The organism is Brevundimonas sp. GW460-12-10-14-LB2 (assembly GCF_001636925.1).
GTDB classification, from domain to species: Bacteria; Pseudomonadota; Alphaproteobacteria; order Caulobacterales; family Caulobacteraceae; genus Brevundimonas; species Brevundimonas vesicularis.
Genome location: NZ_CP015511.1, coordinates 190,504 through 205,264 on the forward strand (window position 1 = coordinate 190,504; position 14,761 = coordinate 205,264).

The 14,761-nt window shown below is 66.4% G+C and carries 11 protein-coding genes; 3 read left to right on the top strand and 8 right to left on the bottom strand.

Annotated features, from left to right (window positions below; all coding sequences use genetic code 11):
* Nucleotides 1-99: 99 nt before the first annotated feature.
* Genes A4249_RS01010 through A4249_RS01025 form a run of 4 tightly spaced genes read right to left on the bottom strand, consistent with a single transcriptional unit; the run spans nt 100 to nt 4,278 of the window.
* On the bottom strand, nt 100-2,154 hold the full coding sequence (locus A4249_RS01010) for a capsular polysaccharide biosynthesis protein (protein ID WP_231868744.1): 2,055 nt from the start codon (nt 2,152-2,154) through the stop codon (nt 100-102).
* A gap of 52 nt (nt 2,155-2,206) precedes the next feature.
* Complete coding sequence (locus A4249_RS01015) at nt 2,207-3,043, bottom strand: HpcH/HpaI aldolase/citrate lyase family protein (RefSeq protein ID WP_066550072.1); 837 nt, start codon at nt 3,041-3,043, stop codon at nt 2,207-2,209.
* Nucleotides 3,043-3,720 (bottom strand): SDR family NAD(P)-dependent oxidoreductase, encoded by a 678-nt coding sequence (locus A4249_RS01020; RefSeq protein ID WP_066554615.1) that lies wholly within the window; start codon nt 3,718-3,720, stop codon nt 3,043-3,045. The genes A4249_RS01015 and A4249_RS01020 overlap by 1 nt, the downstream gene beginning before the upstream one ends.
* A gap of 60 nt (nt 3,721-3,780) precedes the next feature.
* Nucleotides 3,781-4,278, bottom strand: coding sequence for a GAF domain-containing protein (locus A4249_RS01025; RefSeq protein ID WP_066550075.1), 498 nt, complete (start codon nt 4,276-4,278; stop codon nt 3,781-3,783).
* Nucleotides 4,279-4,421: 143 nt separating this feature from the next.
* On the opposite strand from A4249_RS01025, the gene A4249_RS01030 reads away from it, so the two are divergent.
* Nucleotides 4,422-4,919, top strand: coding sequence for a hypothetical protein (locus tag A4249_RS01030; RefSeq protein ID WP_156494571.1), 498 nt, complete (start codon nt 4,422-4,424; stop codon nt 4,917-4,919).
* A 261-nt stretch (nt 4,920-5,180) separates the two neighbouring features.
* Nucleotides 5,181-8,429, top strand: coding sequence for a S8 family serine peptidase (locus A4249_RS01035; protein WP_231868745.1), 3,249 nt, complete (start codon nt 5,181-5,183; stop codon nt 8,427-8,429).
* A gap of 62 nt (nt 8,430-8,491) precedes the next feature.
* Here the strand turns inward: A4249_RS01035 and A4249_RS01040 are convergent, their stop codons facing one another.
* The 4 genes from A4249_RS01040 to A4249_RS01055 all read right to left on the bottom strand — a co-directional run bounded on the left by A4249_RS01040 (nt 8,492) and on the right by A4249_RS01055 (nt 14,112).
* Complete coding sequence (locus A4249_RS01040) at nt 8,492-9,169, bottom strand: hypothetical protein (RefSeq protein WP_156494573.1); 678 nt, start codon at nt 9,167-9,169, stop codon at nt 8,492-8,494.
* 273 nt (nt 9,170-9,442) lie between these two features.
* On the bottom strand, nt 9,443-10,567 hold the full coding sequence (locus A4249_RS01045) for an osmoprotectant NAGGN system M42 family peptidase (RefSeq protein WP_066550086.1): 1,125 nt from the start codon (nt 10,565-10,567) through the stop codon (nt 9,443-9,445).
* Nucleotides 10,568-10,577: 10 nt separating this feature from the next.
* Nucleotides 10,578-12,347, bottom strand: a complete 1,770-nt coding sequence (ngg, locus tag A4249_RS01050) for an N-acetylglutaminylglutamine synthetase (protein WP_066550088.1) — start codon at nt 12,345-12,347, stop codon at nt 10,578-10,580.
* Nucleotides 12,337-14,112, bottom strand: a complete 1,776-nt coding sequence (locus A4249_RS01055) for an N-acetylglutaminylglutamine amidotransferase (RefSeq protein ID WP_066550089.1) — start codon at nt 14,110-14,112, stop codon at nt 12,337-12,339. The genes ngg and A4249_RS01055 overlap by 11 nt, the downstream gene beginning before the upstream one ends.
* Before the next feature lie 65 nt (nt 14,113-14,177).
* Between A4249_RS01055 and A4249_RS01060 the strand changes: the two genes are divergently transcribed.
* Nucleotides 14,178-14,690 (top strand): MarR family winged helix-turn-helix transcriptional regulator, encoded by a 513-nt coding sequence (locus tag A4249_RS01060; RefSeq protein WP_055805891.1) that lies wholly within the window; start codon nt 14,178-14,180, stop codon nt 14,688-14,690.
* Nucleotides 14,691-14,761 lie beyond the last annotated feature (71 nt).

A 14,761-nucleotide genomic window follows, 5' to 3' on the forward strand; every position in this document is an offset into this window, starting at 1 on the left:
GCTCGACGCGCGGCGTCTCGCTGCTTGAGGAGTGTGTTCCTATCGCTCGGCCCGCGGGACCTTGCTGCTTGAGGACAGTCCGTTTCCTATCAGAACGCGTCAATAGGACGGCGGCGGCTTGCGGTCGAGACTGGCGATGATGCCGGCGGCCCAGCGCTGCACCTGGCCGCGCGGCGCCTTGGGCGTTGGCTGGTCGCGCGCGGCGATCAGCCGGTTCACCAGATCCTCGGCCTCGCAGGGCCAGCCCTCGGGCGTGACATAGAGGGGATAGGCGATCAGGGCGGCGTGGACCAGGTGATCGACGCCGGCGCGGCGGCTGCGGCGCTCGAACGTCAGCCCGTCGTCGGTCAGCCCCCATCCGGCATAGAAGGGCCGGCCATAGACCGATACCGCCTTGCCCCGCATCAGGGCCTCGAACCCGGTCAGGGAGGTCAGGGTCGCTACCCGGCGACAGGCGTTCAGACAGTCCACGATATCCAGCCCGTCGCCCACAGCATCGACCGAGGCCATGGCCCCAGCGTCCAGCCGCCCCGGCCGGTTGCCCGCCAGCACGTCGGGGTGATTGCGATAGACCATAAAGGCGTCCGGATGATCGCGCCGCGCCGCCTCCACCAAGGCCGAGTTGGTGTTCAGATCCGGCGCACAGCCCAGCAGGATCGACTTGTCGTTCTCGACCTGACCGACGACCAGCAGGATGTCGCGATCAACAGGCCAGTCCGTCGGCGCCTGACCCCTCAGATTATATTTCGACAGGCCGGCATCGACCACGCGCGTCCGCAGGGCGGCGGCCCGCGCCAGCTGAACCGGCGACAGGTCCGAGGTTTCGATCAGGGTTTCCAGCCGCGAAGGCCGCGACGGATCGTAATAAACGCCCTGATCGTCCAAGGCGACCGACAGGGCGCCGACGAAATCGGAACCCAGGCCCCGCGAACGGATAAAGCCGTCTTCCATCCGCACGGTCGGGCCGTCAAATGCAGCCGCCGCCTGACGCGTCGCCTCGCTCTCCTTGCCCGCCCACCAGATCAGCCGGCCGTCGCTCGCCTTGGCATGGGCGGCGGCCCGCGAGGGCGACATGAAATAGCGCATCGACGCCTTGGGCGAGTTCAGCAGGCGGCGCACCGGCGGACGCTTGGCGGGCGCAAACCCCACCGCCGACCAAGAGCCCGCTAGCCGGTCGGCCCGGTCGCGCAGCGCGATCAACCGCTCCAGCGCCTGTTCGGCCTCGCATCGCTCGCCCATCACCGGATCGACATAGCGGCTGTAGGCGATCAGGGCGGCGGCGGCGACCTGTTCGATCGACCGCGCGGCGCCACGCCGCCCCGTCTGGACCGCATCCTTCGTCAGACCCCAGCCGGAATAGAAGGGCGCACCGAAGCACCGGACCGGCAGGCCGCGCAACAGCGCCTCGAATCCCAGCGCCGAGGTGACGCAATAGACCGCATCCACCGCCGCCAGCAGGTCGGTCGGCCGCACATCGGCGTCCACCAGGGTGACGCCCGTCAGATCCGTGACGCAGCCGCGTTTCTTGCCCGCCGCCACCGCCGGATGGCGTTTGACGATCAGCTGGGCTTCCGGCTCGTCGCGGCGGGCAGCGGCGATCATGTCGTCAAAGCTCTGAGCCGTCGCGAGGCCACAGGCGATGGAGGCGTCTCCAAACGTCTGGTCCACGATCAGCACACGCCGACCGGGCTTCAGCAGGCCCGGATCCAGCGGCCCGCCCATATTGGTCTTGGACACGCCCGAAGCCACGATCCGGTCGATCAGCCCCCGCGCCCGCGCGATCATGGCCGCGTCGGACCAGTCGTCCGCCTTCTGGATCAGTTGCTCCAGCCGACTGGGCCGCGTCGCATCATAATAGACGCCCAGATCATCGACGATCAGGCTGAGGCTCGTCGCGCCCGCCTCGCCGATGCCGACCGAACGCAAAAACCCGTCCTCCAGCGCCACATAGGGCCGCCCGTTCTTCTCGGCCCACCGTCGCCCCGCCGCCGCTGTCGGCTTCATCCCCCAGCCCAGCACCGCCTGCACATCGTCGCTCGGCAACCGACGCAGGTCGTAGTCGGACAGAAACACGTCGAGGAACGGGACCTTCAGGACGCCGGGCGCGCAGACCCAAGCCGGGATTGTCGAAGGCGTGTCGGAGGGTAGGGGCAAGGCGTGTCCGCTGAGGTTCGACGCGAGCTTTACGGCGGTTGCGTCGACGCGACTAGGCCCCATCCACCCGCGCCAGCAGCGCCCGCGCCTGCTCCAGATGCAGCCGTTCGACCATCGCCCCGTTTACGCGGATCGCGCCCCGCCCCTCGGCGTCTGGTGCGTCGAAGGCGGCGACGATCGCTCTCGCATCGGCGATCTCGGCTTCGGACGGCGAGAAGGCGGCGTTGGCGGCCGCGATCTGCGACGGGTGGATCAGGCTCTTGCCGTCGAATCCGTACAGTCGCCCCTGCAGTGCCTCGGCCGCCAGGCCTTCGGCATCGTCGATCCGGTTGAACACCCCGTCGATGGCCAGCAAGCCATTGGCCCGCGCGGCGGCGACCAGCAGGGCCAGCCAAGGCTTGAACGGCTCGCGATCCGGCGACGCCCCGGTCCCCAGCGCCTTGGCCAGGTCGTTGACCCCCAGCATCAGCCCGTCCAGCGCCCCATCCGACTTGGCGATGTCGGCCAGGGCCATCAGCGCGCGCGGCGTCTCGATCATGGCCCACAGGGCGCAACCCTTGCCCAGGCCGGCGGACAGGGCGTGCACGGCCTCGGGCGTCTCCACCTTGGGCGCTACGACCAGCGTGGCCCCCGCCGCCTTCATTGCCGCCAGATCGCCCAGCCCCCAGTCGGTGTCCAGCCCATTGATCCGAACGCCCAGGCGCGGCCCGAACCCACCGCCGCGAACCGCCGCGACAGCGGCTTCGCGGGCGTCAGCCTTGGCCTCGGGAGCCACGGCGTCTTCCAGGTCCAGCACGGCGACATCGCAATCCAGCGTCCGCGCCTTCTCGATCGCCCGTACGTTGGAAGCGGGCAGATAAAGGACGCTGCGGACCCGGTCGCTTCGCATCAGACGCGGCCCGTCACGGGGATCAGGGCGCCGGTCATGGCCCGGCTCTCAGGCGAGGCCAGGAACAGAATCACCGCCGCCAGATCGGCCGGCGCGACCCAGGTCGCCGGATCGGCGTCGGGCATGTCCTTGCGGTTCGCCGGCGTGTCGATAATCGACGGCAGGACGGCGTTGACCGTCACCTTTGTCGTCTTCAACTCCTCCGCCAGTGCCTGGGTCAGGGCGTGGACGCCGGCCTTGGCCGCCCCATAGGCCCCCATGCCGGCCCCGGCCTTCAACGCGGCGGCCGAGCCGACATTGACGATCCGACCCTCGGGCGAGGCCTTTAGCGCATCCAGCGCCGCGCGGCTGGTGTTTACGGCGGTCGTGATGTTCAGCGCATGCATCCGGTCCCAGGCCGGTTCCGCATCGTCGGTCGTCTGCCAGACGAAGCCGCCGGCGATGTTCAGCAGGGCGTCCAGCCGCCCTAACCGGGCGATCACGGCATCGACGGCCTTCTGCGCCTGGCCGGCGTCCGTCAGATCGACCCCGCCGACTTCCAGCACGCCGTCGGGCACGGCATGGCCCGAGGCATGGTCGATGACAGCGACCTGCCAGCCGCCTTTTAGCGCCGCCTCCAGCACCGCCCGGCCCAGGACGCCGTGCCCGCCCGTAATTGCGACTGTCCGCTGCATCATCCGATCCTCCATGTCGCCGGGGACCATAGAGCCGGCTGCGGCCGGATCAACCGGCCCCGATCAAGCGTCGGCGAACACCTTCGCCATCAACCGCTCTAGCGCCTCCTGATCGTCCGTATCGAAGGCGGCCGGCGTCGTCGCATCCACGTCGAACACCGCGATCAGGGCGCCCGAAGCGTCGCGCACGGGCACCACGATCTCGCTGGCCGAACGGCTGTCGCAGGCGATGTGGCCAGGGAAGGCGTGCACGTCCTCGACCAACTGCGTTTGACCCGTCGCCGCCGCCGCGCCGCACACTCCGCGCCCGAACGCGATGCGCAGGCACCCCAGCGTCCCTTGATAGGGCCCGACCACCAGTTCGTCCGCCTTGTCCGTCGCCACGACATAGAAGCCGGTCCAGAAATAGTGCTCGAACGCATCGGCCAGCATTGACGCCACCGTCGCCATTCGCGCCGTTACATTCTGCTCGCCGTGCAGCACCGCCAAGATTTCGGCCTCGACCTCCAGATAGCGCGCCGCCTTGTCGGCGGGACGATCGTTGCGGGCGACATAGGCCATGGGAAAACTCCGGAGCGGGACAGGCTGGCGATATAGGCGAGCGGCCGGCCGAAGGGGAGGGGCGCCGTCATTCGCCGCCGCTTCGCCGGGAACGCTTCCATGCGCCCCCGTGTTGGCGCTGGGAGACAACGACGGAGGCTCGCGTGACATCAACCCTTTCACGATCGCTCAGCCTGATCGCCGCCCTGATGCTGTCGGCCGCCGCAGCGGCCTGCGGTCAGGACGCCGGCGCGCCCGGGCCGGCTGACGCGACGCAGACCCCCGCGCCGTCCGCGCCAGAGCCGACAGCACCGCCTCCGGAACCGGCGAAGACCGGCGCAAGCCCCGCCACCTCGCCGTTGACATCCGCGACGCCGGCGGCGTCGCGCAAGTCCTGCTATCTCTCGGTCGACGGCAAGGTTCTGCTCGACGAGCCCTGCCTGGTCTATCCGTTTGGCGACGGCGGCTACACGATGAACGCCTGGTCCGAGGGCAAGCCGAAGAACTCCCATTTCGCTGTCGTCGTCCTCATGGCCGACGGCACAGCCGACGCCACCTGGAACGCCGATCCCGACGACGATAAGGCCGGCGATCACTTGGGGACCGTGCGCCTCAGCGACGGCTGCTGGATCAACGACCGCGTGCGCATCTGCGCGGGATAACCGTGTTCAGGAGGGCGAGGCAGGATCCAATCCGTGCCTCAAGCTTGAGCGCAAGCGCATGATTTATCCCAAACAAAACCATTGGGACGAAACGTCTCAAGGTGAAAATGTGGTTGACGACAACGCAAAACACCTTCGATTTGTGCGCCTGAGTTGCGTCGCGGGGGCGCAGTAGAGTCGTCGGCCGCAGGCCGCAGGGGGTAGGTTTTGGGTTTCAGTTTCAAGGGCGGGCTTTTAGCCGCAGCGGCCGGCGTCGCGATCATGGTGGGCACGACGGCGGCGGCGCAGACCACTCCGGCTCCCACGGCGCCGACCGGCGGCTTCTACATGGCCAACGGCACGCGCACGACGAACTATCAGACGGCCATCGCGTCCTGGCGCGCGGACAGCCAGTTCTCCGTCGATTACTCAAAGGGCTTCCTGGGCTTGGAACACGCTTACGCCATGGGCCTGAGCGGACGTGGACAGACCGTCGGGGTCAATGACGCCGGCGTCTACATGGCCCACCCGCTGTTCGGATCGGCCGGCAAGGTGACGGGCCTGCGCAGCCAGGCGGTCGCCGGCTATGGCAACGACGGCATGATCAATCCGCGTCGCCAGTGGGAAGGTCACGGCACCCACGTGTCCGGCACCATCGCCGGCGATCGCGTGACGGGCCAGCCGATGTTCGGCAACGCCTTCAACGCCAAGCTTTACGCCGCCACCGCCAACTTCTCGGCTGGCGACTTCCTTTGGTACAAGGACGCGATCATCGACGGAAAGATCGTCGCCACCCAGAACCAGAACATCGTCGATCTGGCCAATACCGGCCAGGTGCGCATCATCAACAACAGCTGGGGCAGCGGCAACTCCCTGCCGTTTAACGCCTCGCTGCCCACCGTGCTGGCGTCGTTCAACCGCAACTATGGCGATTTCTACAAGCCGGTGCTCGACAAGGACGTCCTGGTCGTCTTCTCGGCCGGCAACGGCTTTGGCGTGCACGCCGGGATTGATGCGGCTGCGCCGCTGAACGATCCGCGCTTGCGCTCCAACTGGCTGTCGGTCGCCAACTATTCGAGCTTCACCGCCGCCGACCCCTCGACCAGCTTCTGCGGTCAGACGGCGACCTGGTGCGTCGCCGGACCGGGTTCGGCCGTCGTTTCGTCGGTGCCCGCTTACACGATGGACAGGGCGGGCATCCTGGCCCTTTATCCGCGCGCCAACTACGCCGGTCTGTATTCGGCGACCACGGTCACCGCTCTGCAAAACGCGTCGATGAACCAGTTCATCGGCGTTTTGAACGCCTATTTGGCCGCTCGCGCCGCTGGTGGCCCGACCTACAATGAAGACGCATGGCGCCGCGAAGTCGGACGTCAGGCGGCCGCCATCACCTTGGTTTCGGGGGCGCGGCTGGGTGATCCGGATGGCTTCACCTCCGTTCTGGCAGGGCTCCTGACCTCGACCAACAACATGGCGCTGTTGACCCCGGCCTTCTCGGGCGCGGTTTTGCAGTACGCCAATGACGAGCTTCAGCGCGTGCTGAACCAGTATATCAAATACACGGGCGGCGGTTATGCAGCCTACACCGGCACGTCGATGGCGGCGCCGAACATCTCGGGCTTTGCGGCCCTGCTGATGGAAAACTTCCCCGAATATTCGACCTCCCTGATCTCGGACATTCTGGTTTCCAGCTCCAAGGATCTGGATACGCCGGGCGTCGATCTGCGCTCGGGCTGGGGCGCGCCGCAGATGGACGTGGCCCTGCGCGGACCGACGGCGCTGCGCGACACCCGCGACGTGACCGTCGCCGTGGGCACGGTCGATATCTGGAGCAACAACATCGGCGATGCGCGCGACCGCTATTCGGCCGAGGTCAAGGCCAACTTCGGCAATGACATCGGCGGTCTGGTCAAGAAGGGCGGCGGTCAGCTGATCCTGACGGGCGCCAACGACTACAGCGGCCCGACCCGGGTCGAGGGCGGCCTGCTGACCGTCAACGGCAGCCTGCTGCGCTCCAGCGCCACCGTCGGCGGCGTCGGCATGATCGGCGGCACGGGCACCTTGGCGAACCTGACGGCGGAAAGCGGCGGCGTGGTGTCGCCCGGCGACGGCGTCAATCCGTTCGGAACCCTGACGGTCGCCGGCAACCTGAATTTCAAGCCGGGCTCCTTCCTGTGGATTCGCTCCAGCGTGAACGGCGCGGCCTATTCTCGCCTGAACGTGGGCGGCACGACCAAGATCGACGGCGGCCAGGTCATCCTGAAGGCCGACAATGGTGAATGGAATCTGCGCACGCGGATGAACATCATCAACTCGACAGGCGCGGTGACGGGCACGTTCAGCGGCGCCCAGAGCGATCTGGCCTTCCTCGCTCCGGTGCTGACGTATTCGACCAACGGCGTGGTCCTGACGGTGCGGCGCAACGACGTGACCGTGGCTTCGCTGGGCCGGACGGACAATCAACAGTCGGTCGGCGGCGCGCTGGACGTCATGATCAACAACACCGCGACCGGGACCAACCGCGATCTGTCGCTGGAAAACGCCCTGCTGGACGCCAGCGTGCCGGCGGTTCAGGGCGCGCTCAGCGGCCTGACGGGTGAGGTCCACGCCACCCTGGGCGGCTTGGCCGTTTCGGATGCCCGCGTCATCCGCGACGCCATGTCCGAGCGCGGACGCAGTCAGGGCGGCGCGGCCACCTATGTCGGCAACGGCGTGTCGGTCTGGGGCAGCGGCGTCTTCGGCAACGGCCAGGGCTCGGCGCATGACGGCCTCGCGGGCTTCCGCAACGAAGCCTCCGGCTATCTGGTCGGGGCTGAAAAGGCGTTGGCGAACGACGTCCATGTCGGCGTGGCGCTGGGCGAAACCCGCGCGGAACTGCGCTCGCCGCGTTTGCGCTCCACTGGCCGGGTCACCAGCGAACAGATCGGCGTCTATGGCGGCGCCGGCGTCGGCGACTTCCAGATCCGCGTCGGCGGATCCTGGGCCAGCGCCGATGTTCGCACGGATCGTACGGCGCAGCTGAACGCCTTCACCAACGCCCTGGTCGGCGACTATGATGGCGACGTCTGGCAGGCCTATGGCGAGGTGGCGTGGAGCCGCGCCGTCGGCGGCACGATGTTCGAGCCCTACGCCGCCTACAGCCACGTCGAATACGACGCCGATGTCGCTGAGACGGGCGGCGACGCCGCTCTGTCGGGCAATGTGAAGCAAAAGGCCGATCTGCTGACCGCCGGCTTCCGCACACGCACCGTGCTGGCGGGCGGCGAGGGGCGTGCGCGTCTGTCGGCGGTGACCCACCTGGCCTACACCCATGACCTGAACGGCGACGGCCCGGTCTTCGACGCCGCCTTCGCCGACGGTCCGCGCTTCCTGATCGATGGAGCCAATCCTGGCGACGACGTGATCTCGGGCGGCCTGGGCTTCAACATACAGGCGACCGAACGCACCGCGATCGAGCTGGGCTATACCGGGCTCTACAAGGACGAGTATCGCGACAACCGCATCTATGGCCGGTTCAGCGTCAAGTTCTGATCTAACGGCAGGATAAGACGGCGGCGGCCCCGATCGACGATCGGGGCCGTTGTTGTTTGCGCCTAGTTCGTCTGGGCGGACAGGGCGTCGTTGTCCTGGGTGAACGGTCGATCCCGCTCGGCCGTTCGGTTTTCGATCCAGACGCCCCTGCGCCCCGTCACCCGCTCGACCGCCTCCACCGCAGCGCGAATGAAGACGGCCGGGCTTTCCACTTCATTGGAGCGTCGAACGGGTATCGTCGGATCGCCTTCCAGCAGGGTCGAGGCATAGACGTTCAACTGATGTCCCCGACGTCTCCCATCGCGATAGGGGAACAGGCACAGGGTGTATTGCTGCTCGATCCGCGCCTCCAGACGCTGAACCGCCTCGGCGCGCCAGCTCGCGCCCGTGCACACCACCGTTCGCGGCGCGCTCAGCCACCCGGCCGGCGCGCGTGTCGCCGGCGCTTGCAGACCAAAGGCGCTCTGCGCTGTCGGATCGACCAGGGTGAAGCGGCCGGGCGACCGCGGCGCATCGGCCATGCTCAGCTGACGATAGGTCACTTGCATCGGCAGGCGATCGAGATAACGCTGCAGGGCTTGCGCGATTTCACGACCGCTGCGCGACGTCTGGAAATCCACGATCGCATAGGCTTGATCGATGCTGTGCCGATCCGCCCGCGCGGACTGAGCCGCAGCGCCTGACGCCTGACCCAGCGCAACTAGCGTCACAAGCGCCACAGACCGTCGAGAGATCGCCATAGGCCATGACGTTCACGACCGACTGATCTGTCAAGGCGTGCCTCGATATGGGTTTCGGGACCACTTGCAACCGGATCGAGCGCTGACTGAATTCGCACCAAATTCTCGCGACCAAAAACCCCGTTGATCACTGGACAATGCCTCAATCGGTCTGGATCTGGGTCGGCTGTAGTGCGGCCCAGCGCCAAGAGAGGGGGGACCTTTCGAAGGCTACCTCAGTCTGACGTGCATTGGCTGAGTTTAGGCGGCTAAGCGAATGCGATCCCCTAAGCACTAATCCCCCTCGTCACCCACGGGTTGGTGGGTGAAGCCTTTTGCTCCGCTCAAAGACTTGGCATCACGGCTGATTTCGACATCGCTTTCGGCATAGGCGATCAGCAGGCGAGACAGGTCTTCCAGCGCGCTTTCGTGGATGCGTTCATAGCCGTGGCTGGCGTCGATGCCGAAGGTGACCAAGGCGGTCCGGATGTCGGCGCCGGCTTCCAGGGCCGAGGCCGAGTCCGAGCGATAGTATCGGAAGACGTCCTTCTGGTGCGGGATGTCGTGGTCGCGGGCCAGTTGAACCAGTTTGCGTGACAGGTGCCAGTCGAAGGGTCCTGTCTGGTCGGCCATGGCGATGGTGACGCCGAACTCCGAAGAGTTCTGACCAGGTGCGGTCGTGCCATTGTCGACCGTCACCATGGCGGCAACATCCGGAATCAGCACCGACGAGGCTCCCAGCCCGACCTCCTCGGCGATCGTGAACAGCCACCAGGTATCGACCGTCGGTTTGCGATCTTCGCGGATCATGCATTCCAGCGCAGCCAAAAGGGTAGCGACGCCCGCCTTGTCGTCCAGATGGCGTGAGACGATGAAGCCAGTATCGATGAACTCGGGCTGCGGGTCGATGGCGACGATGTCGCCGACATCCACGCCCAAGGCCAAGGTGTCTTCACGACCGTGGGTCACGGCGTCGATGCGCAGCTCGACCTGGGCCCAGTTTACCGGCTGGGTGTCCACCTCTTCGTTGAAGGTATGGCCGGACGCCTTCAACGGCAGGATGGTGCCACGATAGGCGCCGCCTTCGGAGAAGATCGTGGCCCGCGCGCCCTCGGCGAATCGCGACGACCAGTGACCGATCGCGACCAGTTCCAGCCGGCCGTTCTCCTTCACCTGTTTGACCTGGGCGCCCAGGGTGTCGACGTGGGCGACGATGGCGCGCGCCGGTTTTGGCGTACGGCCCGGCAGGCGGGCGCGAAGGGCGCCGCGGCGGGTCATTTCATAGTCGAGGCCCAGCCTCTGGAGTTCTCGGCACAATAGCCAGACGGCCTCGTCCGTATAGCCGGTCGGGCTGGGCGTGTTCAGCAGGTCGGCCAGGCGGGCCTTCAGGTAGTCGAGGTCTATCGCGGGGCGGGCCAAGGGGCCTCCTTCAGGCTTCGGATCGCGGAAATGTCCGTGCAGCGGCCGGGGCGGACAGTGGAAAGAGCAGATCTACGAAACGCTCGGCAGTCGGTTGGGGTTCGTGGTTGGCCAGGCCCGGGCGCTCATTGGCTTCGATGAAGGCGTAGTCGGGTTCGCGCGGCGACTTCACCATCAGATCGATGCCGGTGACCGGGATATCGATGGCGCGGGCGGCGGCGACGGCGGCGCGGATCAGCGCGGGATGCACCTCATCCGTCACATCATGGATGGTGCCGCCCAGGTGCAGATTGGCCGCTTTGCGCACCAAAATCCCGGTCCCTTCCGCCGCCACGTCGTCGAGACGATAGCCGGCCTCGGCAAGGGTACGCTCGGTCTCGGCGTCGATGGGGATGGTCGATTCCCCGCCGGTGGCGGCGGCGCGACGACGGCTTTGGTGTTCGATAAGGGTGCGCAAGGTCGAGCGCCCGTCACCAACGACGCGCGGCGGACGACGCAGGGCGCAGGCGACGACCTTGTAGTCGATCACTACCAGCCGGAGGTCCTCGCCCTGGACCTGTTCCTCGACCAGAACCTCGGAACAGATGCAGCGCGCCCGGACCAGGGCCGTCTGGACCTCGCTCATCGTCGTCAGGCCCACCGCGACGCCTTGCCCCTGCTCGCCACGCGCCGGTTTGACGACCAGGGCGCCGAACTTGGTCAGCGCCGCATCGATGGCCGACGGGTTTTCGGGATCGATCCTCTCGGGAACGCGCACGCCGGCGGCCTCGACGATGCGTCGCGTCATCCGCTTGTCGTCGCAGATGCTGAGCGCGACGGCCGAGGTCAACTCCGACAGACTTTCGCGACATCGGACCGAGCGGCCGCCCCAGTTCAGGCGAAACAGCCCGCCCTCGCCGTCGATGATCTCGGTATGGATGCCGCGCCGACGCGCCTCGTCCACGATGATGCGGGCATAGGGATTCAGGTCATGATCGTCGGTCGGGCCGACGAACAGGGCCTCGTTGATCGGGTTCTTGCGTTTGACCCCAAAAAAGGAGACGCGACGGAAACCCAGCTTTTCGTACAGGGCGATGGCTTGATCATTGTCGTGCATGACCGACAGGTCCATGTGCGCCAGGCCTTGGGTCTTGAAATGTTCCGCCAGACGCCGAACCAGGGCCTCGCCAACGCCCGGCTGGGTCGCCTGGGGATCGACCGCCAGGCACCACAGCGAAGAGCCGCATTCCGGATCCTGAAAGGCGCGGGCGTGGTTGACGCCCGTCACGGTGCCGATCACAGCCCCCGTCACCGTATCCTCGGCCACGAAATAGGTCAGGGTCCGGTCGTCCCGATGCGACCAGAAGAAGTCGGGCGGGACCGGCACCATCTTGCGCTTGGCGTAGATGTCGTTGACCGCCTGCGCATCCGTTTCCGACGTCAGACGGCGCACGGTGAAGCCTCGGGGCTGACGTCGGCTGGTGCGATAGGTCGCCAGATCCAGCCGATAGGTGTGCGACGGATCCAGGAACAACTCCTGCGGCGCCGAGGCGAGCAGGACGTGCGGATTGCGAACATAGAAGGCGATGTCGCGCCGGTCCGGCCCTTCGGCGCGCAGGGCCTCGACCAACGGCTCGGCCGTCTCGAAGGTTTGGGCGAACAGCAGTCGGCCCCAGCCGCAATCCAGCACGGCATCGGGGGTCGGTCCCTCCCCGGACTGAACCGGGGGCTTCAGGCCCTCGTGCCGCAGACGTTTCAGCCGATGCGCCTTTGATCGCTCGGGGCGGATATCAGACGCCATGCTGCTGCATCCACATTTCCAGCACTGCGACCTGCCAGAGTTCGGAGCCGCGAAGGGGTGTGATGTGCTCGGTGGGATTGGCGAACAGGGTGTCCAGATAGCCCCGGTCGAACAGGCCGCGATCGCGCGCCGCCTGATTGGTCAGGGCCTCGCGCACCATCTCCAGATACGGACCCTGGATGTATTTCAGCGCGGGCACGGGGAAATAGCCCTTCTTGCGATCAATGACCTCGGAGGGGATCACCAGACGCGCCGCTTCTTTCAGCACGCCCTTGCCGCCTTGCGCCAGCTTGTGCTCGGGCGGGATGCGGCCCGCCAGTTCGACCAGTTCGTGATCCAGGAAGGGCACGCGCGCCTCCAGACCCCAGGCCATGGTCATGTTGTCGACCCGCTTCACCGGGTCATCGACCAGCATCACCTGGCTGTCCAGACGCAGGGCTTGGTCGACCGGCGTCGCTGCGCGGCCTTGCGCGAAATGAGCCTCGACCAAGGCGCGGCTGACGTCGGTGTCGGCCATATAGGCGCCGTTCAGCTGGGTCTTCAGCGTGGCATGGCTGCGGTCGAAGAAGGCCTTGGCATAGGTTTCGACCGGATCGGTCGCGCCCAGCATCGGCGGATACCAGTGATAACCGGCGAACACCTCGTCGGCGCCCTGGCCGGACTGCACCACCTTGATATGTTTCGAGACTTCCTGGCTCAGCAGGTAGAAGCCGACGTTGTCGTAAGAGACCATCGGCTCTGACATGGCGCCGATGGTGCCCGGCAGGGCTTCCATCAGCCGCTGGTGCGGCACGAAGATCTGGTGATGCTTGGTCCCGTAATGTTTGGCGATCAGGTCGGAATAGACGAACTCGTCGCCCTTCTCGCCATTAGCCTCCTCGAAACCGACCGAGAAGGTCATCAGGTCCTTCTGACCCAGTTCGGCCAGCAGACCGACGATCAGGCTGGAATCCACTCCCCCCGACAACAACACGCCTACCGGCACGTCGGCGACCATGCGGCGCTTCACCGCTGCGCGCAGACTTTCCAGGACCCGATCGCGCCAATCCTCGGCCGTCAGGGCCGCGTCCTCAGCATGGCGGGTCATATCGGGCTGCCAGTAGAGGCGGTCCTTGGCCCTCCCATCCGCCTCGATCACGCGGATGGTGGCGGGCGGGAACTTCTTGACGCCCTTCAGGATCGTGTGCGGCGGCGGCACGACCGCATGGAAGGTCATGTAGTGGTGCAGGCCGACGGGATCGATGGTCTTGTCCACGTCGCCCGCCGCCAGGAGGGCCGGCAGGGTCGAGGCGAACCGCAGACGCTGGCCCTGTTCGGCCAGATACAGCGGCTTGATGCCGAAACGGTCGCGAGCGATCACGGTGCGGCCGGTGTCGCGCTCATGAAGCACGAAGGCGAACATGCCCTTGAATCGCTCGACGCAGGCTTCGCCCCACGCCTTCCAGGCCTTGATGATGACCTCGGTGTCGCCGTGCGAGAAGAAGCGGAACCCCATCCCCTGCAGCTCTTCGCGCAGTTCGGGATAGTTGTAGATGCAGCCGTTGAACGCCAGGGTCACGCCCAGGTCAGGGTCCACCATCGGCTGCTGAGCTTTCTCACTCAGGTCGATGATCTTCAAACGGCGGTGACCCAGCCCCACCGAGCCGCGCATAACAATGCCGGAGCCATCCGGTCCACGGGGCGAGAGCGCATCGGTCATGCGTTGAACGGCGCCGGCATCGGCCGGTCGTCCGTCGAAATTGATCTCGCCGCTAAGACCGCACATGGGTCCTCCTTGAATTGTGGAAGCAGCGGGTACAAATGGTTAGGGCACGAAAGAGTTCAACCTGAATGGCCGATATTTCCCATGAGCCAAGCCCTGACGCGGCGGTTGACGCCACCGCATCCCTTGTCCGGTCAGTCCGACGCATCGCCCAGGCGATCGATGTTCGGTCTCGAGAAATTTCACGTCTGACCGGGCTGACGCTGCCGCAGCTCCTCGTGCTGCAATCCATCCGCGCATTGGGTGAAGTCAGCACCAGCGCGATATCGCGGGACGTTTCCATGTCGGCGCCGACCGTCGTCGCCGTGCTGGACAAGCTCGAAGCCAAGGGCATGGCCGCCCGCTATCGCTCCACCGTGGATCGCCGCGTCGTCCATGTGCGTTTGACCGACGCGGGGCGGCAGGCATTGCAGACGTCCCCGGGCCTGCTCGGCGACGGCTTTCTCGCCGCCTTGGCTGAACTTCCACACAGCGAACGACTGGCGATGGCTGAAGCTGTCGAACGCCTCGCAGTTTTGATGCAGCCTCGCGACTCTCAGGCCTCTTTGAAGCCGCATTATCAGGCTGTCAGGCCCTCATAAGCGGCTCGGGATGTCGAGCCGGCGACCAGCCGGAAACGGTGATCCTGACCTGTCTGTTCCAACGCTATCTT